Genomic DNA, 24,919 nt, shown 5'->3' with positions numbered 1-24,919 from the left:
AACAAGCTAGCCTTTTTATTAGTGTACAGATAATATATCTATCTTATTCCACGCTGTCTATATTTTTATGAGGCCGTAAAAATCACTGTCCATTCTATAGGGTCCATTTTACTCTACGATTTTGGGGGACTTGACCTTGAAAATTATCCAGTAATTGCTGGCTACTCTTATAAATATACTTGGCTTTATTACGGTAGAGGCCAATGCTATTAATATAGCCTTCAATTTCTTCTGGCGATGACTGAACGACCGCTTCTGGATTAGGATAACGTTCGAAAAGCTTGTCTGTCACCTTTTCAACACTGGCATCCGTTGCTTGAGCACTTAAAATCACCACTAACATTAATTGAAATGGATTCTCGTACCGCATGGTCGGTTTGGCATCTGGATAAAGTTTAATAATTTCTTCAATTAATTGACGGGCCGACTCATTATTTAACATAAAACTCTCCTTACTAGGGATTTTCATTTCTATTACTGGACAGAAGTCTCTTAAAAAAGAGCAAATTTAATTACGGCTTGGTGCTTTGAAAAGCGGTTCGCCATAATTAAATTTGCTCGTTCATTAATAGGATTGCTTATAAAAGCGAGTTATTTACCAAATGTTCCAAAAAAGTAAATTTTACTTCTTGCTATTCTTAACCGCAGCTTCTTCTAAACCTTGCAAGTAAGATAGGCCAAGAGCGCGGTCATACAGTCCGTAACCTGGGCGAGCAACTTCGTCCCAGATAGCTCGGCCATGGTCTGGACGAACCAATCCATCAAAACCTGTTTCAACTAAGGCTTCCATAATCGCATACATATCTAAGGAACCCTCACTACTTAAGTGGGCAGATTCTAAGAAATGTCTGTGGCCTAAAATTTTCACATTACGGAAGTGAACAAAATTGATTTTACCTTTTAAGGCATGAATCATGTCAACCAGGTCGTTTTCAGGATTAGCACCATAAGAACCTGTACAGAATGTAACCCCATTATATGGAGAATCTACAGCATTCACAATGCGTAAGATATCTTCCTTATTTTTCGTAATACGTGGGTATTCAAACATATTGAAAGGAGGATCATCAGGATGAACCGCCATCTTAACATCAGCTTCCTCACAAACTGGAATAATAGCTTCCAAGAAATATTTAAAGTTTTGGAAGAGCCCTTCTTCAGTTAAGCCCTCGTACATAGCTTCTAATTCATGAAATTTCTCTAGACGTTCAGGTTCCCAACCAGATAATTCAAAGCCTGAAGTTTGTCCCTTGATTAAACCATACATTTGTTTAGGTTCAATTTGTTGAACCACCGCATCATCATACTCTAAAGTATGAGATCCGTCGGCTAGTTCATAGTTAAGGTTTGTCTTAGCCCAACCGAAAATTGGCTTGAAACTATAACAAATTACCTTCACATCACAAGCCCCTAAATTTCGGATGGTTTGCTTGTAGTTTTCAATATATTTATCTCGGTCAGCTGTTCCCGCTTTGATAGAATCATGAACAGATACACTTTCAATCCCTGCTAAGGTTAAACCTTTGGCTTCGACTTCTTTCTTTAACGCTTCGATTTCATGGATTTCCCATACATCACCAGGTAATTTATGGGTTAAGGTCCCTACTACCCCGTACATATTAGGTATTTGACGAATATTATCTAGGGTTACTGGATCATCGCTACCATACCATCTAAAAGTCCACTTCATTCCTTTCACCTCGTTATTATTTAATTTTCTCCAAAATTTCTTTAATATTTTTGTCTGCAGATACACCATTATCTTCTTGAACTAATTTCTCAGAAATAATGAAAGAACCCCCTACTGCGGCTATAGCATCATTCGATAAGAATTCTTTACAGTTATCTAAATTCACGCCACCGGTTGGAACAAATTTAATATCGAAGAAAGGACCACTCAATGCTTTAATAGCTTTTAAGCCACCATAAACATCTGCTGGGAAGAATTTAACTGTTGAAATTCCTTTGTCCATAGCTTGGATAATTTCTGAAGGTGTTACAGTACCAGGTACTACTAATACATCATTTTCATTACAATAGTCCACTACTTCTGGAGAGAAGCCTGGAGTAACAATGAAAGTTGCTCCATTTTCAATCGCATCTTTAGCAGTTGCTAGGTCTCTAACTGTTCCTGCACCTACAATTAATTTGCCGGATTGCGATAATTGCTTAATAGCTGCTGAGGCTAAATCACTACGATAAGTTACCTCGATGAAGTTTAAACCATTGCTTGTTAAAACTTCCTCAACCACGGGTAAGATATCTAAGTCTGTCGCTGTATATAAAGGTAATAATTGTTCTTGTTCTAATTGTTTCAATAACTCTTCTTTTGTTTTTGCCAATTAAATCAATCCCTTCTTATTCTAATAGTATTTATACTACGATTAGGCGAACTCACCGCAGAATAAATATTTCTTATTGAATTATAGCATAAATGCTAGTGTTTTATTAGCCGTATCAGAGCCAATCCTTAAGGATTAAATTAATGATCGATTTGGATTTTCCTATCTACTTGCTCGAACTCACTTCAACTAAGGACTATCTAGTAATCCCCCGAAACCCCGATGATTTTAGAGGGTAGAGAGGCATTGAGTAAGCACTCTCATCTACCAAACAGATGTAATTTTTATCATCATTTATGGTACGCATGTCCGTATCATCGATAGGTAATAAATTCTATTAGCTGTTTGATACGGTACAAAAAAGAACCTCATTATTACTCTTCTTAGAGCTTTAACAAGAACTCCTTTTACACTATCCTATTTTTTTATATTTCCCACGCACTCAAAACATTTTTCATTCATAAAAAAAGACTCTTTAAATCCGTTTGTTATGACAGATTTAGAGAGTCTTTAGTTGTTTTAGTTATATATTCTGTAGTAACTTATTCTGCATCCAGGTCAGCGTAAATTTCTTCTAACAGTATTTCTGCTAGGTCTAAGTAAGTATCCCAGGATGGGTTGCGAGTAGTGAATCCACTGCTTGCATAGTCTCCTGTCTCACCTGTCGCTGGTAGTCCTTCGATATCCAGTAAATCTTGTGTTTCTACAACTTTTTCATTTAATGCATCCATTTGAATGTTGAAGCCGATGCGTGATGGCTCATCATATTCTATACTATGATATTTTAATTGTCTGAATAATGATTTTAAAGCTTCACTTTCAATCTCATCAGGTGAGCTGGCGAAGATTTCATCATAACTTACTTTAGTGATTTCCCCATCTTCCATTACTACTTTTAGGTAGGCAGTCACACCTTCTACGATTTCCTCGGCAATGCTGTAGTACTTAGCAGTAGATGGTTGATCCAATTCTTCTTCTAATTGCTCTGCAAGCGGTAGGAACGATTGGTTAAATGAATTCGACGCTCCTGCTACCACTTCAAAGTCTCCTGTTAATGACTGATTCTCAATCATTTGATCTTCTACAATTAGCACACTTTGAATCCACCCAGCACCTTTAGTAAGATACATATCAGCATTGTACTCTGACATACGTTTCGGTACATCTTGGAAGTAACGACTATAGTAATTAAGTAGAGTGTAACTGCTAAACTATACTTAACACTTTCTGCTAACTAACATTTTACACTTCTGCTATCAATTAGCTGAGCTATTTTATACAATATTATTATCAATATTGTATGAGGTGAAGCAGTTTGGAGGAAAAGTTAGTGTTATATATTGAAATAAAACAACTCAAAGAAAGGGGTTTGAACCCTTCCCAAATCGCCCGGCAGTTAAAAATTTCACGGCCGACGGTTTATGAGTATTTGTCGATGTCTTACGAAGAGGCTCAAGCTTGGGTCATGGGATTAAATCAGCGTGTTAAAAAATTGGACGCTTATGAAGAATGGCTAGTGGCTTGGTTGAAAGAATACCCCCATCTCAGTGCCGCTCAGATTAAGGATTGGCTTCTCGAACGTTTTCCAGAAGTCAAAGTGGGTGATAGTACGGTGAGTGAGGCTCTATGTGGCGCAATTACGGGAGAAGTATCAGATTCCAAAGCAGAAATTTACGCGTCAATATGAAGCCGTTCCAGAGCTACCCATGGGGCAACAACTTCAGGTTGATTGGGGAGAAACGAAACAGAAGACTCCGGATGGGCGGTGGGTTAAACTCTATGTGATGTGTTTTGTCTTAGCCCGTTCGCGTCAAAAATATATGTATTGGTTAGATCGTCCCTTTCAAATTCCGGATGTGATGGAAGGTCATGAACGTGCGTTCCATTATTTTGGGGGGAGAACGGAAGAAATCGTGTATGACCAAGACCGCTTAATCGCTGTGGATGACAATGCGGGAGATTTAATTTTAACGCAAGCCTTTCAAGATTATGTGAACGAGCGCCAATTTCGGGTTGTTTTATGCCGCAAAGCCGATCCCGAAACCAAAGGAAAAATTGAAAATGTGGTGAAATACATCAAACAGAATTTCGCAGACAGTCGCGTTTATGTCAACCTTGAGAATTGGAATGAGCGTGCTCTAGCTTGGTTAAAACGAACTGGGAACCATCGGGTTCATGAAAGCACTAAAAAAGACCCGAAGAAGTATTTGCCCTTGAAAAACAATACTTAATTCCGGTCTTTCCCTTGCCTTCTTTCGAAAGCACTCACACTGCTAGTATATCAAGAAATATCCGCAAGGACAATACGGTGGTCTATCAAAGTAATCGTTATTCCCTTCCTTTAGGGAGCTACCAGTCCTTGCCGAATAACCGTGTATTGATTGATATTTCTGAAGAGGAATTACATTTAATTCATCCTCAAACCCTTGAATGCATTGCTTCCCATTCCATGTGCTATGGTAAGGGACAACATTTACACCCATCCGACCATGGCTGAGTCCTTTAATGATTTGTTTAATGTTTAGGATTTAAGGAAAAAGAAGGAAGATTGAAATTAGGCCACGAACATTCGTTAGGTCATAATTTCATTCTTTCTTTTTTGTTTTTTACATAATTATTAGTTGGTAACTCTCCTCAGCTTGAGAGTTACCAGTCGTATTTTATATGGGATTATAATTTCACAGCCCGTGTCATGATAAAGGAAGGGATATTCAAGTCATGTAAGTGCCCTTCACTGTTAGTATCTTCTTCCAAATGAGTCAAGTGGAAACCTGCCTTTAGTTGCTCACCAATTTGTTCGGCTAAAGTATGTGAAAATTGATAACCAGCATCCAAGTCCATTAGAAATTGCTTCTGGTCTGGGTTTGTTAAAGGGTTAAAAGGCAGTGAATGGATAATTTTTTGCTCGGATTCGTCGACAATATAATTTGTCCCAATATCCAAGCCTGATAAAAGGATACCTCCCTTGCCAAGTAGTCGATAACATTCTTGGAAAACAGGCTCGACCTTCTCGATATAAGAATTACTAACCGGATGAAAGATAAGGTCAAAGGACTCATCCTCGAATGGCAAAGGCTGGGTCATATCGCCTCGCACAATATTAATACCATAGCCTTCTCGGTCCGCTACCATCTTCTCCGATTCCAATTGCTTCAATGAATAGTCAAAGACAGTACATTCAGCCCCCAAAGCCGCAAATACTGGCATTTGTTGCCCACCGCCTGAAGCCAAACCTAAAACTTTTTTGCCCTTCATTTCACCAAACCATTCATGGGGAACCATTTTGTTAGGCGTGAGTAAAACGCCCCAGTGCCCCTTTAAGGCTTCTTGATAGGCCTCCTGGCTAAGAGGAATCCCCCACTGCCAACCTTCCTCGACCCAACGGTCAAAGGTATCTGAGTTAAAATCTTGATAATTGATATTTTCTGTCATGTGCTAGACCTCTAGTTTCTTAGTTATTTGTCGTATAACCATTCTAACAAAATAAAAAGCCTCCGAGTAGACTGAATGTCAGTCTACTTGGAGGTGTTATTCTTATGGTGTGTCGGAAAGAGTCCAAGTCAGGGTTGAGCTGTAGTTGGATCCGGTTCCGTTTAGAGTTATGTTTTGTGGATTGGGTATATTGAGATAGAAGTTATTACCTTTGCCGAAGGTGAGTGTATATTGATTTCCATCGCTCTGGATTTTGGCTGAATCCATAATTTTTTGAGGCGTTGGTGATAGAAGCGTTGGTGATAATTGTAACTTATTAAAATACAAATTATGTGTTAACTCCATAGTTCCATCTACAAAATCACCCGTATAGCTAACTAATAAATCCCAGTTTTTATCTTGACGACTATCCTCTATCACTACATTAAATGTAGATTCCTGTTTGAGAGTAGTTTCTCCCATCCCGAAGGTGAGTTCGAGGGGAGTGAAATTAATTTCTGAAGGTGTTTCCAAAAATTTTAATGACTCTGTATTCTGAACATTTTCAATTTTATCATTTAAAATTAATTTAGCACCTTCATATTGTCCCTCAAATTCTAAGTCATCCATCCAAATTTTTACTTCATTAATATTTTCTAAATTTAAATTTTCAAATTTAAAAACTAATTTGCTGAACTGCTTAATATCTTCACTATTAAAATCAAAATAATTCATTTGATCCTTAATACTAATATAAATTATTTTTCCAGGAAATAAGTCATAAATTATACCTTTAGTAGTCGAAGTAACCCCGTACTCCCAATTATTATTTTGTTGTTCTACTTGAACTAATATATTTTCAAAATTAATACTTCCACTTATCGTAGTGGTTGATTCGTTTATTACATCTTGATCTAAAGTATACCAATTATCAATTGTAGCTATTATAGAAGCTGCGGATAGTACATCATAATCAGGGTTTACATTATTTTGGCTTGTAAGATTTGTAGTCTCCTCTGCCTTAGTACTGATGATATCAATATAAATTTCTTTATAGCCGATATTTGCTATTAAATTATCACTAAGATGAATTTTTGATCCATTCAATTTCAATCTGACTTCCTGCATATCACTAAGATCTAAATCACTGAAATTAAAATGATAACTACTATCCACACTTGTCTCTGTCAAATACTGACCATCTGAGCTATAAGCAGTAACTATTAAGGGCTGTTTACTAATGTGATTGTCTAAAGCTACAATAATATCTTCTTGAGATAATTCACTCGAATCATCCAAATGTTGAATGATCTGATTTATATTAATTTTCCCAGTTATAGCTTTGTTATCTTCATCCACTTTAATGGGATTATCAATCTCTAACCAGTCGCTAACTTGCAGGGAGATAGTTTTCTGTTCAGGAGTTTCAACTTTCTCTACCGAACTCACTTCCACACTCTCTTCTTCATAAGATGAGAGATTAAAGGCCCCACTTTCAATTGGTATATCTTGAATTAGTTCTTCAGTTCCAACAACTACTTCTTCATTTTGGTTAACGGTTTCTTCAATAACACTTTCAATTATTATTTCTTCACTTTCAGTCGCAAAAATAGGCATGATAAAAGAAGCTATAGTAAATAAAGTCGTTACTAATACTAAGTTTTTAATTAATTTCTTCATCCTAATCACTCATTTCAATAGTCTGCCTAAACTACTCTAAGTCCGTTATAGTAAAGTCTTCTTCAAATTCCCAGTTATAGTATTCATTTTCTAATGTTACTTTAACAACATAATCTCCCACTTTTAGGGTCTCTTCTTCAAAGCTTACCGGAAGTTGGAATTGGTAATTGGGTGCAATTCCAATATTGGATAAGTCATGCGTTAAGACCGGATTTTCAAGATCGTCTTTGCCATAAATATTGGCTGTTAACTCAACTTGGGTTATAAAAGTTGGGGTATGATTTTCAAAAGTCAGCATAAGACTTGGACGTGAATAGTATATCATACTTTCAGCTTTCTCAAGGCTAATTTCGGGTGTGACCTTAGTGTCATTGCCCTTATTAACAATATTCAAACCCGTCACATAAGCAAAAACATGGTGGACACCGCCTTCTTCTTCAGTTTCGTCTGGAGCTAAGCTAAAATGAAGACCGCCAAGAATGCGGCCATCAAAAGGAGTTTCTGGCGCTGTGACCTTAATACGAGCAATAGCTTCGCCATTGGCTGGAACAGTCACTTCTTGATCTAACACTTCCACAACTGAGTCAAATTTGATTGGGTCATTCGAACTAATAGCCTCTACACTGCCGTCATAAACCACTAGACCATTTGGATTGGTTACGCCTGGGTTGGCTTCGACTAGAACCACAATATCTTCATCACCTTCATTGAAAACACGGACTTCTAGTATCTGTTCTTGTCCGGTTTCAATTTCAATATCGAAGTAAGAAGCCTCGCTGACTTGATTTTCAGGTAAGATGGTTTGAATGCTGTAGCTTGAAGCGCTAATTTCTGCCATGTCTGTAGTATATAAAGTTAAAAATAACGTTGATAATACGATTAATAAAATTCTTTTCATAATTACTTCCTTTCGTATTCATGTCGATAAAGAAAACATCTCTAAGGGAACTAGAGATGTTTGTTTACTTTATTTATTATTACGGAGTGTCACCCTCAATTGTTACATCTCCAATTGTCCAAGTAATAGTAGCTGAATAATCATTCTCCTTCGGCGTTAATGAGTTACTTATAAATGAAAATTCTTCAGCAGTAATTGATGCTATCCATGAACCAGCACCAAAGTATTTCTCATCATCATTATTTCTTGTGGCATTGATAACAGGTGCTGCAGCAGTACTATTAATTTTAATTTCTTCAGTGGCTACAGTGGCTCTTTTAGGGGCGTATTCATATTTAATCTTATCTGCATCCTTAGTCTGATTTATTGTTACATGTTTTAAGTTCAGTACAGGGCTAGTAAGATTAGATTTCGTAATTTTTGCTGAAATTTCATATCCTTTTGCACTAAATCTATCGTCAGTAAATTTTAATTCAAAACTGTTATTTTTGCTATCCGGTTTCAAAGTACTAGTACCACTTTCTGCAAAATTTAAATACTCCTTAAATGTATATTCAGTTGCAAATTCTAATGGATCTGTCACATTATCATCAAACTTCAACACACCACCATTGTTAATGGTTACATTAATTTCAGTACTTGCTTCATTCGGATTTTCTGTCGCCCCAACCCCAACGCCACTTACCATCGGTGCAATTGCTGCTCCTAAAACTACCATAGACGCTAAGATATATTTACTAATTTTTTTCACTTTTATTCCTCCTTCTTTTTCTTACTCATTTTTTATTTTAATCTCTTAAACGAATTTATATAATAATATGCTATAGGTTATAAAGCGCTTACATAAAGCTAGTCGCTATGTACTTTTTTCACAACTTATATTTAAACTCTGTTCTTACAACATCTTTACACTATTTTAACATTTCATGTGAATAATTCAACTAAAATTACAATGAGAATTTTTTGGCTTAATTATAAAAGCAACACTTTTCATGATATTTAAAATTCTAACATTCAAACTTTTTCATATTAGATATTACCAAATCAAGATTCTTACAGAAACGTTTGCATTAAAAGATTAAAACACTTCTAATCATCTTATAATCTAATTTATTCTATATATTTAGTTTTTTCCCATTTTACTATTATTAGGCTATTCTTCAACTAATAACATTCTAATAGTGCTATAATATAATAGATACTAGATAATTGTTTTAAAGCTCTTATGATATTTGGTTTAAATCAACTTTTCAAAAATTTAACTAGAGAAACTATTAAGTTATAATTATATTTGACTCTCCCCTTTCTAACATTCAATGACCAAAGATACGAGTATTATTATATGCTATTTAAGTGTAAACTGCCAAAGTTTGTTCCATCTAGCGAAATTTTTTAATTTTCTTTTATATTTTTAGTCACTAGTGGTGCATAAAAATTAATAAAAACAATTTCGGCTTAAATTGACACAAACTACTTATAACCATAAAAAAATCCTTTATACTAGAGATGGATGACTTATCCAATACAAAGGACCTACACATGGATAAGTATAACACAAAAACCTCATTTAATAAATGGTTTTCTTCCATTAAGTTAAAAGTGTTATCAAAAGAAGCTAAACAGCACATCGCTGGCTTTAATCGCTACGTCAAAAAGTTTCATTTTGAGACGGCGTTGAAGCTCTTCCTGCATGGGATTAATACTGAAAAAGAAAGTCTACGGCATCTTGATACCTCGATGGTTTCGCCCGATTTACAGCGAGAACTTGGTTTGGACTCCATCAGTCATACCCAGCTGTCACGTACCTTAACGAAATTGACTCCTGCAGTACTCTGGGAGATTTTTCTTCAGCTGGTTGGCCAAGCGGAGGCCTTGGACAGCCGAACCCACCCACACAAAGTGTTTATAGTGGATTCGACCACCTTCTCCTTGAATAAACAGCGCTATCCCTGGGCTAAGTTCCGCAAGACGAAGTCCGGTGTCAAGTTACATCTGAAAGTCTGCTTCATGGAAAAGGATCAGGTGTACCCGACTGAATTCAAGGTCACGTCGGCAGCGGAACACGATAACAGTCACTTGGACTGCTTGGTGAACGACCGGCAAGCCACTTATGTCTTTGACCGGGGATACGATGATTATCTTCGATTGGACCGGATGAACCGAGAGGGCTACTATTTCGTGACCCGCTTGAAGAAGGATGCCAAACTGGTCGATCTGCTTCCTTCAGCGGAAGTGGCTCACTGTCAAGAACCGATTGAGTCTGACATCCTAGCGTGTTTAGGCGTGACCGAACGTTTTCGGGTGATTACCGTCAAGCGTAAGGGAAAAGACCCTTTAAGGCTGGTTACCAACCGGCACGATTTATCCGCTGATGCCATCAGTGCGATTTACCGTTCACGCTGGGAGATTGAGTTGTTTTTTAAACATATCAAGCAGCACCTAACCATTAAGACCTACTTTTCCCGGTCGGAACAAGGGGTCACCAATCAGCTGATTTTAGCGATGATTGCTTATTTACTCACCTTTTTACTGCGGCAGAGAACCCAGACCCGCTGGGGCCACTTTCAAGTGTTACGGCGCTTACGAGCCTTACTGTTTGAACCCTACGAGCGGCTACTGGCCTTATTAAGACCCACTTGAGGGTAAAAAATGAAGGGTTTCGGTTGCGGCTAAGTTAACTGAATAAGAAAAATTTCTGGTTGAGTCATCCACTTGCGTGAGCGTTGAAATTTTTCCTTAACAACTGGAAAACAATCTCGAATTCGAATCACATATACTTTTATTAATTTTTATGCACCACTAGTGACTAATTATATAAAAATAGTTTTAGTCATGTCCTTCACCATAAAGCGGGTGAACAAGTCCAAGTGGACTGGACGGGTAAACAACCACAGTGGATTGATCCTATGACGGGTAAGATCATTAAAGGCAAAGTATTTGCCAGCCAACAGGAATTAGACTTACACTTATTTGATTACGTGAACTGGTTTAATACTATCCGTATCCATGGTTCCCTCGATTATTTATCGCCCTACGCCTACAAGCATCGATTCACACTCTCAAAGATGAGCATCCAGTAATGACTCTGTAGAGTGGGATCTCTTTTTGAGTGCTCAATACAGTTATTATTCTTAACATAATTGTTCAGTTTAGTGTGGACATACCAAGCAACATATGACCTTTGGGTTGTTTTCAATGACCTCAATCATTTGTATCGTGGTGGACGCCTCAATCGCAGTTCCGCGATTATTGGGGAGGTATTGAAAGTTAAGCCCATTCTGTCCATAAATGAAGAAGGACAATTAAGAATGTCTACTAAAGTACGTACGCAAAAGAAGGCCTTACGATTTATAGCAAATAAGGTGATTAACACAATGCAAGCTAGCCCACAGGGCGAAACCCAAACGGTAGTGATTGCCCATAGTGGGGATTTTGAAACAGCTAAACAATTGGAGGCGCTCATTTTAGAACAAGCCCAGCCTCAAGAAATTATCTTTTGTGAAATTGGACCCACCATTGCCAGCCATACAGGTTTAGGCTGTGTAGGAGCTTTCTTAAGGCAAACTGAATGTTGATTGATGCAAAAAAAGGAGGAAACCATGGAGCCAAGCAAAAGGGATCGCAGAGTCTTAAAATCTAAAAGAGCCATTCGCCAAGCACTCGTCAAAATATTATCTAACAAACTGCTTGAAAAGATTACTATTAAGGAGATTGCGGAAGAAGCCGACGTTAACCGTAAAACCTTCTACAATTACTACGATACTCCCTATCAAGTCATTGAAGAGATCGAAAATGATATCGTTAGTTCTTTTGATAACGTACTGTGTGACCTAAATATCAATGAAATATTGAAGAATCCCATCCATATTTTCGAAGAGTTAACCAGTATTATCCAAGAGGAGTTTGAGTTTTATAGCAATTTGATTCAAGCCCAAAAAGTAGGAGATATCAATTTAATCTCTAAGATCACAGAGGCGCTTAAACAGCGCGTTAAGCTGATAATTCCACAGGAACTTTTCGCTGACAACTTTACGGTCGACCTTGTTATAAGCTACACCATTAGCGGAATCATGGAAGTTTACAAATTATGGCTTTCAGACCCTCAAGACATAACCTTAAAAAAGATGGCTAAAGAAATGAGTGTCTTAACAGTATCGGGAATTAATGGGATGATTGCTGAAGGAAAAGGCGGAGAAAGCATTTGAAATCTCAATCAGTTGCAGGTGATTTTAGAATTCTGTTGGAAGGAAACTGAAATTTATTTCAAAAAAAGTTCATTGGGACTATCAGCAATGTTATTAACTTAAGAGGCTTGACAAAAAAAGTGAGAATTCATTATTTAATGAGTTCTCACTTTTTTGATTCAGCGTATAATACAGATAAGAGACACTGCCTCACTTTTAGTAAGGAAGGGACCTTAAATGTTGGAACAGATGATTTCATTTCAGGAATTGATTGAAGAAGCCCAACCTATTTATCTGGAAGATATTCGATAAGGCAACCCCACCGCTTTTACGCGAAAACGCAAAACCACTCCCTATGACCTCATACTTCAAATGTTTACCCAAAAGGGACACTCGCAGTTCTCAGAGATTTTAAATTTCTACGCCGACCAAGGAAAGCCGATGGATATTTCCACCGTCGCTTTTTACAAAGCACGCATAGGGAATGTTTGCCATTGTTATAGCACTCCGCTTGCGTGACAGTCAGCTAGATTTTATCTAGTTGTCCAACCCTGATACCCGGCGGTAACAAGAATTTGCAGGTGAAGCCTTTGATTGCTTTCATAGCTTCCACTCCAGTAGAGACTCATCTTCCATCCCACCTCTATAATTTGGCTCAAGTCTATACAACAGTCACGTTAGGAAAGTAATGTTAGATTTTTTCAACTAGCATAGGCGTATCACTTTCTGAAAACTTTAAAAATTATGGGTCGACTTTAAACTTCAGAGCAACTCTTAGCATTTTAAGATTGAATTCATCAAGTCAAACATTTTAAGAAGTTTAACCGGTGCCCCACTCTTTCTAGCTTGTCACCAACGAACATGGTCCAAGGCTTCCTGAGTCCAGGGTAGAGGATACAGGCAATATTGCGTTCCACTTGTTGGATCAGTCACCTCTATTTGCAACTTTGGACTGATATATACTTCTTCTGGACCATAAGGATAAAATTCGATGTAGAAATAACCCTTGCTATCCGCCATCCCTTCAAAGTAAGTCGGTCCAGAAAAGCCGTGATTATGAAGATTTAACACTATGGGAGCATTGGGATAAGTATGTCCTTCAATATATCCTTGCTGATCAAAATAACGCTCCAATGTAAAATTAGCATTTTCGGATTCCAGAGCCGTCGGTTTAAATAGATTCAGCCGCTGAAGATTGACTTCACTGCCATCCACATCTGAAATTATTTTAAATACAGAGTTTCTCAAATGAGGCTGAAAGTTAGCTTGAAAGTATCCATTTTGATCCGTTGGCACTGTTACTCTTAAAAGTTCATCAAATGCATCTGTATAAAAACTGTAGTTACCTCGAATAATGGTAATTGATGAATTTGGCAGTGCATAGCCGGAAACTCTGCTATCTTGAAAAAAAATCGGTTCGACTAACAGTTGTCCTTGTGTTGATTGAAGGGACAGCAGTTGCCAAGCGATGGGTGGAATACTGGCTTCCCTTGAGGGAGAGAGATGATGCCAGTTATCTTCTAACCAATCCACCGCACCCGTATATGGAGAGGTCACCTGGTAGCCCATGACTTGATTAAATGGCAAGAAGTCATCATAGACATAAATCGAGTTAGGAAGAGTTTTTGCAAGGTTTTCTTGCCGCATTTCATTCCAATAAGGTACGGAAGTTTGAGCATCACCTGTACTTGGCACTAATAAAGATAAAGTATTTTCTTCATTGCGAATAAGGTAGGCACGATAGGGTAAGTCATGCAACCCGGTAAATGCATATTCAATGGACGCTTCCACCAATCTCATTTGTCCTTCTTCAGTTAATGTTAAGATGTGTTTAGGCTGCTCAAGCTGGGTAGGAATTAAGTAGTGGGAAGGACTGGACTGATTATTGATAAATAAACCAGTGACTCTGTTTTCCTCTGTCTCAATTTGCACTTGCCTAAAATAATGGTGGGGATGTGAGAAATACATGGTCCCATAGGCCAGTTCATTGATATCAACATAAGTTTCTAATCCAGGGTACAAATCTTGTGGAATCGGATAGCGTTCCCCTTCAAAGATATAGGATTCGTCATCTGCGTACAGCCGGTTTAAATGGAGATAGTAATCATACATGTACACAGTAAACCAATCCTCTTGCACAAAGGTACCGAGGTCAGGATAGAACGGACTGATTAGATTGTTAAATACCATCTCAGAATATTGTTTCAAATAGATTGAATCGATAAAATACAGTGCTTCTGAAATAAAGGTATAGGCCTCTTCGTAGTCAAAATAGTATTCCGTATTGTAACCCAATTCGATACTATTCAATTTATCGACAAAAGCTTGAATATCAAAGTTGCCAACAAAGGGGTTCTCCTCAGACATTGACGAATGGTCCGATCCATCGAGCTCTCTATGATTATCCTCATAGGGAAAATGATTTTCCACATTGACCCCATAAGAACTTATCCAATCAAAAGTTTGTGGAATGGGTTGACCATCGCCGCTCATTCCAAGTGATATCACTTGATAAAGGTCATCCACTCGATACCAAAAGTCGGCTGAGCCCCACTGAATAGCATAATAAGGGCGCAAATTATATTCATAGGGGTTTGTTTCCTGATGGTCTTCAAATATTTGAAGGGCATGACCTGTCGCAATGGCAACTGCTTGCCCCAACTTCCAATGCTTATAATTGTCAGCTTTTAAATTTTCTAATTGATCGATTCTTTCAGAAATGATTTCTAACTGGGATCGATAGTTATCTGTCATACCTAGGTCCGCCATCTCCTGATAACGAACATCCTCCGCCAAGAGGATATAGTAAGCTATACGAATCTGAAGTTCATCCAGCAAGGCTCGATCCCAATCCGACCTGTCAGGTTGCATCTCTTCGATAATGAAGGTGTGTCCAAACATTGTCATGACTTCTCTCATGAGTCCCATATAATGTTGGTCGGGATCGTATGCATGGACATATTCTAAGAAAGAGTTATACATGACTTCGATAATGGGTAATTCATTTTGTGAAAAATCGAGTGCCGGTAAATTGCGGATAACTTCAATCGTTAAATTTATTTCCGCATCAATTTGATTAAACGGATTCTTGTCAGTATTCTTTTCATGTACGTCAATCAAAGGGTCAATCATTTCCTGAGCTTGTACATGGGATTCGACCATCCATCCTCGCTTAACTAAAGTTAAGGTAAGCGGATTAACGATTAAGCTAAGCAGCAAAGCCACTAGCCATTTTTTTTGCTTATAAAAGTCTATAAAGTAAGTTTTCCTCATAATAACTGCCTCCTATTAATGATATAAACTTAAAAAGGCTTAAGTTTATTCTATTAACATATCTAATACACATCAAAATTAATAAACAACCATCACTTTCAAAACTATTATATATAAATTTTTCAATGGGTACATCCATGCTTTCTTAAACTAGCTTATAAAATGCTTATGAATGTGTCATTAAAAAGATGATTAATGAAAATATAATGCTATAATCTAAGTAATAAAATAAGGGAGTGTTACGATGATAGCCAAGCCTTTTTGGAAATTACTACTGACTGTTTTAGCTTTAGCTGGGCCCGGTCAAGACCTGATACTATTTGTTTCCTCTTTCTCAAACTCAATTTATGCTCAAGATCTTAACAGTTTTATGGGTTATAATATGCAGCAACCTTGGAAAGATTTACTTTCAAACTTTGACGCCCAACCAAACTACAATACCGAAATCATGCTTCAAGAAGCTCGGCAATTAGATTTTTCACACTTAGCTGCTGAATTTCAAATCATTCTTGATGGTCTTTTGATTGCAGTGCCATCGGGCAGCCGCACTAAGGCATATAACGATAGCTTTATTCTTAGTCGTCAAATTGATAGCGTTTCTTCTGAGGAACAAGTGGCTTTGAACATTATACGTACCATAGACTATCATATGACATCATCCCGATTAGGACCGCATATTAAAAACCAATGGCTATCTAACATTGAACGTTTTTACAATGTTAATGGAAGTCAATACGAGCAGGATATTATTTTCAAACTGGCAAAACGAACAGGTCTGGCGCCTGAAGCTTATAGCTATACTCTCATTGAAGCAACTAGCCCATCAGCCGCTCATTATCTCATCGAGACTACTTTCCAAGACTTCGTCTGGTGGACCAGTAACTATCGTTATGATTATCGCTCAGATGAACTTGACGTCTTGGGTGAGGGGATGATTGACTTTGAGCGCTCGAACCGATGGTATCGCATTAGCTCTGAGCCTGATGAGGTACAGCCATTGAACCCTGGTTCATAAAGCCATCTACCTTCTAACTTTAACAGCTATGCCCCCTCCTCACCCATTGATACTTGAGAAATCACTGCTATAGCTACCTCGTTCGAAGCATTGTCTGTCGAAGAAATTCAAAGCTTACTAACTAGAGAACTCACGCCTCCCCTTTTTTAGAAATGGTGATATAGTGTATCTAGTATTTCAATTTGAAACTGGATAGGAGTGTTTGAAATGAAAGGGTTCATAAAAAGGTTATTTCTGACTTGCATGGTGTTATTTCTGTTTCCTCTGAGTGTTCAAGCTCAGGTATATTCTGAAGAAGAAATGTCAGCTCTTAGAAGTTCTTTATTAAATGAAATTGTAAGTCAACCTGATGAACACGGAAGGTATATTGATTACTATGATGCGGATTCAATAATTTTTGTTATTGAGAATGGTATAAAGCACACCGGCACTGGGCAAGCTGTAAATGTTCAATATTATTTTGGAGATAATTATATTCTAAGTGATTATGCCCTCTCACTAGCAGAAAATTATTTTTATATGTGCTTTATCAATATAACAACTCCAACCGCTGAAACATTAGGAGATAATATTCTTCGAACCTTATCCTACGATGAGGCGGTTGCTTATGCGGATACTCACCCTGAAATTGTTTCAAATTATTGGGGGATTTTCCAACAATTTATTGGGAGTTCTGATCCACAACCTTATGCCTTAACGCAAGCACAATACGATTGGTTACCGGAAGATGCAGCTTATCAAGTATTGGTTCATCATAAGATGAATTTATCTACGGGTGGGGATCCAGGGACAACTATGATGTTCTTGTACGAAGTTTATCCTGAATTAGCCACTATTTCGGAACCACCTACGACTTCAGTGCCAACAACATCCCCCGAGGAGCTCGAAGAGACGATATCTACATTAGTAAATGAATATCCTAGTTTTACTTTTTCGGAAGGAAAATATGATATTCAAAAAATTTTCCTCTTACAACCAAACGAAGCCGGTAACCAAGGTAACAATGATTATATGTTGGGAATTGAGTATCAATATTCGCACACAGGTTCTGCCTCTGTAGAGAATGACCAAGTCACTTGGTTGAACAAGGTGAAGGTCTTGCAACGGGACAATCCTTTGGAACAAGCTGCCTATCAATTTGGCGACCAAGATGTTTTACAACCCAGCGTTATTTCAAGTCAACCAGTTGAAGGAGTCATTTACTACACTTTGAAAACACTCGACAAGGATATGATCATCGATGGTGGTGAACAAACTTACACCATCGACGTGAAAACCTTAAGAAAATATCCACGACAAAGTGCAGGTTATTTAGCAGATGATAATTTGAATGCGATGATTTTTGATTTTAACAAGGTTTATGCGATTAGCCCGATGGAATTAAATATGCGTCATTTCGATTTAGGAACCATCGAAACTTTTTCACCAGAAGCCCTAGGTCATTACAACTTATTAGTTGAGAAAACAGGCTCCACCAATTGGTATATATACGAGATGCCCGTTCACTACGAATTGAACGAGGACAGGACAGTAGTGGCATCTAAACTTCTCAACGGTGACCAACTAAAAGAAATCGCTACCTTATCCACTGGAACAAACTGGGACGGCATGACTTGGAATGATGTTAGCTACCGCCGCATGGTGGATGATTCAGTCGTCGCTCAACCTTCAACACCTGATGAGCAATCCGGTGCCTATGTCACAGTTTTAGTCGGAAACTTTGGCGAACAACAAATATCCGGTACGGCCACACCATTTTCTACTGTAGAAGTTACCAACAACAATTCAAATGTCATTGTGGAAAGCGACGCACAAGGAAACTGGACCACCCAAGTTGACGGCCTCCAAGTTCACGAATGGGTCTTTGTAACAGCAACGACACCAGATGGGGAAGTGGTGCATGCCAAAAGCAAGTCTGGCGGTGGTGGAGTGTTTACGAGGTAGAATGAAAGATATTTTTAAATGTCAACCTTACTAATAGCCCTCTAAGTGAAAAAAGTACTTTTATTATTACTTTTTAATTTGATTATCAAATACTTATTCTGATGGGAGTACTACACCGAACTTGACGGCAAGAAATATCCTTTCACTGGAAAATTGAACAAGCCCAGAGTAATCATACTTACTAAATAACTATGAATGATTAGATTCCGTCATACTAAAGCAGAGCTTACAGGTTTTCCTGTAAACTCTGCTTTATTTTTTTGATGTGATTGATGGTAATTTGAAATTTTACCTATACATTCGAGTATTGTTTTAGCTCAAGAAAATCTAGTGATTCCCCGATTCCCCGACAATTTTAGAGAGATGTAAACATTGGACAGACCATATTGTTAATAGAATCAGAGGCTATTTTTATCATCATTTATGGTACGCATGTCCAGATTTGATTCGAAATGCTCGGTAAATTTGTTCGACGAGTACAAGTCGCATTAATTGGTGTGGCAGCGTGATACGGCCAAAGCTGATCGACAGGTCTGAGCGTTTTTTTAATTCATCGGCTAGGCCGAGTGAGCCGCCGATAATGAAGCTGACTTTGCTGTCTCCGTATGTCGCGAATTGATCTAATTGTGCCGCCAGTTCCTCTGAGCTGATGATCTTGCCTTCAATGGCTAGGACAATTACTTTTCGCCCTGGGGCCAGTCGGGCATTGATTCGCTCAGCTTCTTTGGCTAGGACTTGGTCGATTTCTGTCTCTGACATGTTATCGCCGGTGGCTTCGTCAGCCACTTCGATGACTTTGACTGTCGCGTAAGCACCTAGCCGCTTCAAATATTCCGCTATGCCCTGCTTTAAGTACTTTTCCTTTAATTTTCCTACACAGATTATTTCTATATTCATCTTGCGCCCTCCCTGATTTTTCTGTTTAATCATAGCACTTTATGGGATTGTTTTGTATTATAATTGTAGGGTTCAAGTATGCCAGTGCTTTAACGAAACGCAATCTGATTGCTTATGGCATGGCATTGAGCTATCATTGCAAGTTGTTGGCGGCTAATGATGAGCTGGTTTAGGTTTATTTGCTTGTGGCGGGTGACGGCTGACAATGTTTCAAAGAAATCATATGATTTAGAGTAAAGTCGTCTCGATAGCGTGTCCATCGTACCTAGTGTGGATGTGGAGTTGGCACGATTGCATGACGATTTTATGAAAGAAGCGAGCTGGCTCAAAGACTATTTTTTTGACACCTTGAATAATAGTATTGGCACAAACTCGTTCACTAAGGTTATTGTTAGAAATTGACTCGCGGCAAAAAATCTAATGTACTGACTGATGATCTGAGTCGAGACGTTAGACCAGTTAACATGCGGAACATGCCACGATATGAGATAGGAAGGAGACTTTTATGTTTGAGCGGTTGAAGCCAGAAAATTGGTCGACATCTTTTCGTCTGGTTTCGAGTTTTATTTTGTTCGCTTTTATTGGGAGCTTTGTATTGGCGCTACCTATCATGCATCAACCAGAAATAGAAGCGTCCTATTTTGACCATTTGTTGACGGCGGTTTCTTTGGTTTGTGTGTCGGGGATGGCGTCCTTGCCGATTGGGGAAACGTATAATATTTGGGGGCAGATGGTGGCGCTTTTGATGATTCAGGTCGGTGGGCTTGGGGTGATTACGATTATCAACACGGGGCTGTATTATTTGCATCGTCGGATTCCGTTGAAGGATCAGTATATTCTGCAGGCGGCGTTGAATCGTGATACGAATACTAATTTTCTTGGTTTTCTTTTTTCGATTTATCGTTTTACAATTTATTTCGAGTTGGCGGCGGCCGCGGTTATTATGATTGATTTTTGGCCGCGTTATGGCTTCTTGAATGGAGCGTTTAATGCGATTTTCCTGTCGGTGTCTGCTTTTACGAATTCTGGTTTTGATAATGTTGGGGTCAATGATATGCAGGCTTTTGCTAGAAACCCTTTGATTCTGCTGACTTTGGCAGTATTGATTATTGCGGGTGGTTTGGGTTTTTCGGTTTGGTTTGAGTTGTGGGAACGCACGCTTCGTTATTATAAACAGCGGCCGAAAAACTTTAAATTAGCCTTTAGAAATTTGAGCACTCATACGCAATTAGTCTTACAGGCGACCTGCTTTTTCTTAGTAGCGGGAACGGTGTTGATTTGGATTTCAGAACAGAGTAATCCAGCAACTATTGGGAATGCTCCGTTGGGTGAGCAGTTACTCGCGAGTTTTTTCAAATCGGCAAGTACCCGAACAGCTGGCTATGCGACCTTTAGTTATCAGGATACGCAGCCTTTTACAAAATTTATTTATATGATTTTAACGATTATTGGTGGTGCTCCTGGTGGAACGGCTGGTGGGATTAAGGTGACGACCGTTGCGATTCTGTATTTCTTGTTTCGCTCGGAATTAAAGAGTTATTCAGAAGTCGTCTATAATCGTCGTGTCTTTCCGTCGAGTCTAGTCCGTCAAGCAGTGATGATTGCCTTATTCTTTGTGGTGATTGCATCCCTCGGTTATGGGAGTTTATTGTTGACGCATCCTCACCTTCGCTCGATTGATTTATTGTTTGAGACGATGAGTAGCTTGGGAACTTTAGGGGTGTCGCTGAATGTGACTTCACAATTGAATTTATTTGGGCGAATTGTCATTATGATTTTGACGATTGCTGGACGTGTAGGCCCTATTACTCTCTTGCTGGCGATTTTACAGCGTAAAAGTCCAGACATTCATTATGCAAAAACCAATGTGTTGATTGGTTAGTGCTTGAGATAGAAAGGAAAAAAATATGCAGAATAAAACTGTGGCAGTGCTTGGCTTGGGAGTTTTTGGGCGAACGGTTGCCCGAGAATTAAGTAAGTATGGCTGTGATGTGATTGCGATTGATGGTCTCGAGGCGAATGTGGATGCTGTTGCGGATGTAGTGACCTACTCGGCGATTGGAGATTTCACGGATCTTGACTTGTTGAAAAGTGTCGGCTTAGGTAACTGTGATATTGTGGTGGTTGCGACAGGGACGAATCTCGAAAGTTCGGTTTTAGCTGTGATGCACAGCAAGAAATTAGGCGTGCCACAAATTATTGCCAAGGCCCGCAGTATGACCTATAGGGAAGTCCTGTACGAGGTGGGTGTCAGTGCCGTTGTCGCGCCGGAAAGGGATTCGGGCATGCGGCTTGCTTCTAAAATCCTTCGCAACAACATTGATGAAGTCCTGAGGTTGGATGATGATACGTCCATTATTGAATTTGAAACGCCAATAAAATGGGTGGGCAAGAGTTTAATTGAATTAGATATCCGTCGAAAATATGACTTAAACTTGCTCGGCATGAGAGAAGAACGAGGCGAGCCCTTAACTCCACTAGTTATTGACAAGCCTTTTGAAGCCGATACGATTTTGGTCGCGATGGCCGCTTCCCATGTTTTTGAAAGACATGATTATTTAGGGCATTTTGAATAGATGAACGATTCGCTACAGCTACGAAAGTGGCTGTTTTTTGATGTGTCTTTTTCGTTTTCAGTCATAATCGTGGAAATGATTGTGCATAAGTCTGTGGATATCCACAAATTCTGTGGATAAGTTGATGGTTTTTGACAGTTATTAGCGAGCAATTCAACAGAAAGCGTTTACGTTTTTTGAGAGTTATTATTTTTTTGCTAAAAGGATAAGTTTTCGAGACTTGTGCACTGTTTTAAGCTGGTTATCCACAGTTATGAACAGGTTTTCTGTGTACAACTGTTGGAAATGTTAATAACTCATGCTTTCAGAGGATAGAGTTGTCAAATTGTTTCTTCCAGAGGCGCGGTTATACACAAAAAAACCAAAGGCTAGGAAAATGCCTTTGGTCTTATGGAAACGATATGGATACTTATTGTTCTTTATTCACCGATGATTTCTAGTTCTGTTGTTTCGGCTACTTCGGTCAGTTCGGCGGTAATAGTTGTTTCTTCGCCGTTTCTTAGCACAGTGACCTCGATTTGGTCTCCAATTTTATAGCGGTAGAGTTGTTGGCGTAGTTCTGTGTTGTTGGCGATTGCTTCGCCGTTTATTGCTGTGATGACGTCGTATTCTTGGATGTCAGCTTTTGCTGCAGCTGAGTTTGGTGCGATTTCCACAACCGCTACTCCGTCCATCATTTCTGGGTCTAGTTTCAAGATATTGACGCGTGAGTTTTCTGTGAGTACGCTCACGTCATATGTGCTAACGCCTAGGACGGGTCGTGTGACTTCGCCGTTTGTTTCCAGTTGGTTGGCGATGTCTTGGACGTCATTGGCTGGAATCGCAAAGCCCATACCTTCGACACCGGTTGCTGCAAATTTACTTGAGTTAATGCCGATTAGTTGGCCGGCTGAGTTAATCAAGGCCCCACCAGAGTTACCTGGGTTGATGGCCGCATCTGTTTGCAGGAGGGTCATGTTCCAGTCTTCGACTTGGTCGCCGTCTAAGTCCACTGCCACTGAACGGTTCAAGCCTGAGACAATCCCTTGGGTTACAGATGTCGCAAAGTCGCTACTTAATGGCGAGCCAATCGCAATCGCTTGGCTACCGACTTGTAATTTATCTGAGTCTGCAAATTCAACGGTTGTTGTTACGTTGGCTGCGTCCATTTTAATGACTGCTAGGTCACTTAGTTCGTCTGAGCCAACAAGTGTCCCCTCGACGGTTGTTCCGTCTGTTAGGCGGATTTCTAGGGCTTGTGCGCCGTCGACTACGTGATGGTTAGTCACTATATAGGCAGTGTCGCCGTCGATTTTATAAATAACGCCTGATCCTTGTGAGACCATTTGTAGGTTGTCTTCTTCTGCGCCTGGCAATTCGATGCCGTGTTGGGCGCCATACATTGCTTCAAAGGGATTTGTGCCTTGCATGGCAACGCTTTGCATATTGCCTACTGAAACGACGCCGTCTTTTGTTTGGTCGACTGCGCTAATTATAGTATTTTCAAAGTCAGTAAGTGGTGCTGTTTGACTTGTTGTATCTTCTTGTGTAAAGGCCGTCGTCAGGTGGCTCGCACCGCCAAAGACTGTAAAGACGGTCAAGACGATGACGACTACACTGCCGACGATTCCGCCGAATACACCTTTCCAGAAGCTAGGTGTTTGAGGGCGAGTGCTTGAGTAGTCGCGCGTGGATACTGGTGCGTGTGTGTCTGTTTGTTTAGTGTGTTTCATTTCGTTTGTCAATCAAAATCATCCTTTCCTTAGTTTGAGTTTTATCTCTTGCAATGTCTTTATTGTATCATCAAAATTTGAACGAATTATGAATTTTGCTTGTTGATTTTTTTAACGAAATGCTTATTGGCTTGGTATTTGTGAAGATTTTATGTGAGACTTAGGGGATGGGCGCCACCTGTGCGTAGAGGCCTATGACTTGTGGACAATTTTTAGAGTAAAATAGCGCTTTAATTGAATGATGAAGAGATAAGCACTTCGCTAACCTCTTAATAACTAGGGGTTAGCGAAGTGTTAAATTTGTTCTGACATTTAATCGATTGCTTAGAAATGCAAAAAATCACCACAGAAATCTTCACACTCGACTATCACAACTAGTTTAGACTCGGCTGGATTGGATAGCGATTGTGACAATCGACTAGAGAAACCCGAGAGTGTGCCGACTCTACTAGACACTCGACTGGTGAGACCCGAGAGCGTGCCGACTCTACTAGACACTCGGCTGGAGAGACCTGTGAGTGTGCCGACTCTACTAGACACTCGGCTGGAGAGACCTGTGAGTGTGCCGACTCTACTAGACACTCGGCTGGAGAGACCTGTGAGCGTGCCGACTCTCCTAGACACTCGGCTGGAGAGACCTGTGAGTGTGCCGACTCTACTAGACACTCGGCTGGAGAGACCTGTGAGTGTGCCGACTCTACTAGACACTCGACTGGAGAGACCTGTGAGTGTGCCGACTCTACTAGACACTCGGCTGGAGAGACCCGAGAGCGTGCCGACTCTACTAGACATTCGACTGGTGAGACCCGAGAGCGTGCCGACTCTACTAGACACTCGGCTGGAGAGACCTGTGAGTGTGCCGACTCTACTAGACACTCGGCTGGAGAGACCCGAGAGCGTGCCGACTCTACTAGACACTCGGCTGGAGAGACCTGTGAGTGTGCCGACTCTACTAGACACTCGGCTGGATGCTGGAGAAAATCAAAC

The 24,919-nt window shown here is 39.4% G+C and carries 21 protein-coding genes and 1 pseudogene; 11 read left to right on the top strand and 11 right to left on the bottom strand.

Annotated features, from left to right (window positions below; translation table 11 throughout):
- Window positions 1-94: 94 nt before the first annotated feature.
- The 4 genes from ACTQ45_RS12725 to ACTQ45_RS12710 form a co-directional block, all read right to left on the bottom strand.
- Complete coding sequence (locus tag ACTQ45_RS12725; protein WP_441751275.1) at window positions 95-442, bottom strand: endonuclease III domain-containing protein; 348 nt, start codon at window positions 440-442, stop codon at window positions 95-97.
- A gap of 180 nt (window positions 443-622) precedes the next feature.
- A complete protein-coding gene (gene uxuA / locus ACTQ45_RS12720) occupies window positions 623-1,690 on the bottom strand; it encodes a mannonate dehydratase (RefSeq protein WP_153833533.1) in 1,068 nt (355 codons plus the stop codon).
- A 16-nt stretch (window positions 1,691-1,706) separates the two neighbouring features.
- Complete coding sequence (locus ACTQ45_RS12715; protein ID WP_153833534.1) at window positions 1,707-2,342, bottom strand: bifunctional 4-hydroxy-2-oxoglutarate aldolase/2-dehydro-3-deoxy-phosphogluconate aldolase; 636 nt, start codon at window positions 2,340-2,342, stop codon at window positions 1,707-1,709.
- 542 nt (window positions 2,343-2,884) lie between these two features.
- Window positions 2,885-3,493, bottom strand: coding sequence for a hypothetical protein (locus ACTQ45_RS12710; protein WP_441751278.1), 609 nt, complete (start codon window positions 3,491-3,493; stop codon window positions 2,885-2,887).
- A 179-nt stretch (window positions 3,494-3,672) separates the two neighbouring features.
- On the opposite strand from ACTQ45_RS12710, the gene ACTQ45_RS12705 reads away from it, so the two are divergent.
- Genes ACTQ45_RS12705 through ACTQ45_RS12695 form a run of 3 tightly spaced genes read left to right on the top strand, consistent with a single transcriptional unit; the run spans window position 3,673 to window position 4,839 of the window.
- A complete protein-coding gene (locus ACTQ45_RS12705) occupies window positions 3,673-4,029 on the top strand; it encodes a hypothetical protein (protein WP_441763957.1) in 357 nt (118 codons plus the stop codon).
- Window positions 3,971-4,573, top strand: coding sequence for a hypothetical protein (locus ACTQ45_RS12700; RefSeq protein WP_441763956.1), 603 nt, complete (start codon window positions 3,971-3,973; stop codon window positions 4,571-4,573). Before ACTQ45_RS12705 ends, ACTQ45_RS12700 begins: the two co-directional genes overlap by 59 nt.
- 14 nt (window positions 4,574-4,587) lie before the next feature.
- Window positions 4,588-4,839, top strand: a complete 252-nt coding sequence (locus ACTQ45_RS12695; protein ID WP_441763955.1) for a Mu transposase domain-containing protein — start codon at window positions 4,588-4,590, stop codon at window positions 4,837-4,839.
- Between the two features lie 173 nt (window positions 4,840-5,012).
- Here the strand turns inward: ACTQ45_RS12695 and ACTQ45_RS12690 are convergent, their stop codons facing one another.
- From ACTQ45_RS12690 to ACTQ45_RS12675, 4 genes are all read right to left on the bottom strand, one after another.
- Window positions 5,013-5,774 (bottom strand): class I SAM-dependent methyltransferase, encoded by a 762-nt coding sequence (locus tag ACTQ45_RS12690; protein WP_441751280.1) that lies wholly within the window; start codon window positions 5,772-5,774, stop codon window positions 5,013-5,015.
- A gap of 102 nt (window positions 5,775-5,876) precedes the next feature.
- The gene (locus ACTQ45_RS12685; protein WP_441751282.1) at window positions 5,877-7,433 is read right to left on the bottom strand and encodes a hypothetical protein; all 1,557 of its coding nucleotides are present in this window, start codon (window positions 7,431-7,433) and stop codon (window positions 5,877-5,879) included.
- 31 nt (window positions 7,434-7,464) lie between these two features.
- A complete protein-coding gene (locus ACTQ45_RS12680; protein ID WP_441751284.1) occupies window positions 7,465-8,331 on the bottom strand; it encodes a DUF916 and DUF3324 domain-containing protein in 867 nt (288 codons plus the stop codon).
- 79 nt (window positions 8,332-8,410) lie between these two features.
- A complete protein-coding gene (locus tag ACTQ45_RS12675) occupies window positions 8,411-9,082 on the bottom strand; it encodes a WxL domain-containing protein (protein WP_441751286.1) in 672 nt (223 codons plus the stop codon).
- A gap of 788 nt (window positions 9,083-9,870) precedes the next feature.
- Between ACTQ45_RS12675 and ACTQ45_RS12670 the strand changes: the two genes are divergently transcribed.
- The 4 genes and pseudogenes from ACTQ45_RS12670 to ACTQ45_RS12655 all read left to right on the top strand — a co-directional run bounded on the left by ACTQ45_RS12670 (window position 9,871) and on the right by ACTQ45_RS12655 (window position 12,536).
- On the top strand, window positions 9,871-10,971 hold the full coding sequence (locus ACTQ45_RS12670; RefSeq protein WP_441751287.1) for an IS4 family transposase: 1,101 nt from the start codon (window positions 9,871-9,873) through the stop codon (window positions 10,969-10,971).
- 287 nt (window positions 10,972-11,258) lie between these two features.
- Window positions 11,259-11,411, top strand: a pseudogene (locus tag ACTQ45_RS12665) (IS3 family transposase); the annotation flags it as partial.
- Between the two features lie 72 nt (window positions 11,412-11,483).
- A complete protein-coding gene (locus ACTQ45_RS12660) occupies window positions 11,484-11,906 on the top strand; it encodes a DegV family protein (RefSeq protein ID WP_441751289.1) in 423 nt (140 codons plus the stop codon).
- A 24-nt stretch (window positions 11,907-11,930) separates the two neighbouring features.
- Complete coding sequence (locus ACTQ45_RS12655) at window positions 11,931-12,536, top strand: TetR/AcrR family transcriptional regulator (protein ID WP_441751291.1); 606 nt, start codon at window positions 11,931-11,933, stop codon at window positions 12,534-12,536.
- An 828-nt stretch (window positions 12,537-13,364) separates the two neighbouring features.
- Here the strand turns inward: ACTQ45_RS12655 and ACTQ45_RS12650 are convergent.
- Window positions 13,365-15,788: a hypothetical protein gene (locus ACTQ45_RS12650; RefSeq protein WP_441751292.1), complete on the bottom strand. Its 2,424-nt coding sequence runs from the start codon at window positions 15,786-15,788 to the stop codon at window positions 13,365-13,367.
- Window positions 15,789-16,032: 244 nt separating this feature from the next.
- On the opposite strand from ACTQ45_RS12650, the gene ACTQ45_RS12645 reads away from it, so the two are divergent.
- Complete coding sequence (locus ACTQ45_RS12645; RefSeq protein ID WP_441751294.1) at window positions 16,033-16,803, top strand: hypothetical protein; 771 nt, start codon at window positions 16,033-16,035, stop codon at window positions 16,801-16,803.
- A gap of 243 nt (window positions 16,804-17,046) precedes the next feature.
- Window positions 17,047-18,747, top strand: coding sequence for a hypothetical protein (locus tag ACTQ45_RS12640; RefSeq protein ID WP_441763954.1), 1,701 nt, complete (start codon window positions 17,047-17,049; stop codon window positions 18,745-18,747).
- A gap of 417 nt (window positions 18,748-19,164) precedes the next feature.
- On the opposite strand, the gene rlmH is transcribed toward ACTQ45_RS12640, so the two are convergent.
- Window positions 19,165-19,644 (bottom strand): 23S rRNA (pseudouridine(1915)-N(3))-methyltransferase RlmH, encoded by a 480-nt coding sequence (rlmH, locus tag ACTQ45_RS12635; protein WP_441751298.1) that lies wholly within the window; start codon window positions 19,642-19,644, stop codon window positions 19,165-19,167.
- A 505-nt stretch (window positions 19,645-20,149) separates the two neighbouring features.
- Between rlmH and ACTQ45_RS12630 the strand changes: the two genes are divergently transcribed.
- Complete coding sequence (locus ACTQ45_RS12630; protein ID WP_441751300.1) at window positions 20,150-21,526, top strand: TrkH family potassium uptake protein; 1,377 nt, start codon at window positions 20,150-20,152, stop codon at window positions 21,524-21,526.
- Between the two features lie 25 nt (window positions 21,527-21,551).
- Window positions 21,552-22,220, top strand: coding sequence for a potassium channel family protein (locus tag ACTQ45_RS12625; RefSeq protein ID WP_441751301.1), 669 nt, complete (start codon window positions 21,552-21,554; stop codon window positions 22,218-22,220).
- 419 nt (window positions 22,221-22,639) lie between these two features.
- On the opposite strand, the gene ACTQ45_RS12620 is transcribed toward ACTQ45_RS12625, so the two are convergent.
- Window positions 22,640-23,944, bottom strand: coding sequence for a S1C family serine protease (locus tag ACTQ45_RS12620; RefSeq protein WP_441751303.1), 1,305 nt, complete (start codon window positions 23,942-23,944; stop codon window positions 22,640-22,642).
- Window positions 23,945-24,919: the final 975 nt, after the last annotated feature.

It is taken from the genome of Fundicoccus sp. Sow4_D5 (assembly GCF_052116365.1).
GTDB lineage: Bacteria > Bacillota > Bacilli > Lactobacillales > Aerococcaceae > Fundicoccus.
This window is presented reverse-complemented; position numbering and strand designations above follow the sequence as displayed.

Excerpts from the sequence above, each read along its gene's own strand:
- ACTQ45_RS12725 (WP_441751275.1), bottom strand. The coding sequence starts at position 442 with ATGTTAAATAATGAGTCGGCCCGTCAATTAATTGAAGAAATTATTAAA.
- uxuA (WP_153833533.1), bottom strand. The coding sequence starts at position 1,690 with ATGAAGTGGACTTTTAGATGGTATGGTAGCGATGATCCAGTAACCCTA.
- ACTQ45_RS12710 (WP_441751278.1), bottom strand. The coding sequence starts at position 3,493 with ATGTCAGAGTACAATGCTGATATGTATCTTACTAAAGGTGCTGGGTGG.
- ACTQ45_RS12690 (WP_441751280.1), bottom strand. The coding sequence starts at position 5,774 with ATGACAGAAAATATCAATTATCAAGATTTTAACTCAGATACCTTTGAC.
- ACTQ45_RS12685 (WP_441751282.1), bottom strand. The coding sequence starts at position 7,433 with ATGAAGAAATTAATTAAAAACTTAGTATTAGTAACGACTTTATTTACT.
- ACTQ45_RS12680 (WP_441751284.1), bottom strand. The coding sequence starts at position 8,331 with ATGAAAAGAATTTTATTAATCGTATTATCAACGTTATTTTTAACTTTA.
- ACTQ45_RS12670 (WP_441751287.1), top strand. The coding sequence starts at position 9,871 with ATGGATAAGTATAACACAAAAACCTCATTTAATAAATGGTTTTCTTCC.
- ACTQ45_RS12655 (WP_441751291.1), top strand. The coding sequence starts at position 11,931 with ATGGAGCCAAGCAAAAGGGATCGCAGAGTCTTAAAATCTAAAAGAGCC.
- ACTQ45_RS12650 (WP_441751292.1), bottom strand. The coding sequence starts at position 15,788 with ATGAGGAAAACTTACTTTATAGACTTTTATAAGCAAAAAAAATGGCTA.
- ACTQ45_RS12645 (WP_441751294.1), top strand. The coding sequence starts at position 16,033 with ATGATAGCCAAGCCTTTTTGGAAATTACTACTGACTGTTTTAGCTTTA.
- ACTQ45_RS12640 (WP_441763954.1), top strand. The coding sequence starts at position 17,047 with ATGGTGTTATTTCTGTTTCCTCTGAGTGTTCAAGCTCAGGTATATTCT.
- rlmH (WP_441751298.1), bottom strand. The coding sequence starts at position 19,644 with ATGAATATAGAAATAATCTGTGTAGGAAAATTAAAGGAAAAGTACTTA.
- ACTQ45_RS12630 (WP_441751300.1), top strand. The coding sequence starts at position 20,150 with ATGTTTGAGCGGTTGAAGCCAGAAAATTGGTCGACATCTTTTCGTCTG.
- ACTQ45_RS12625 (WP_441751301.1), top strand. The coding sequence starts at position 21,552 with ATGCAGAATAAAACTGTGGCAGTGCTTGGCTTGGGAGTTTTTGGGCGA.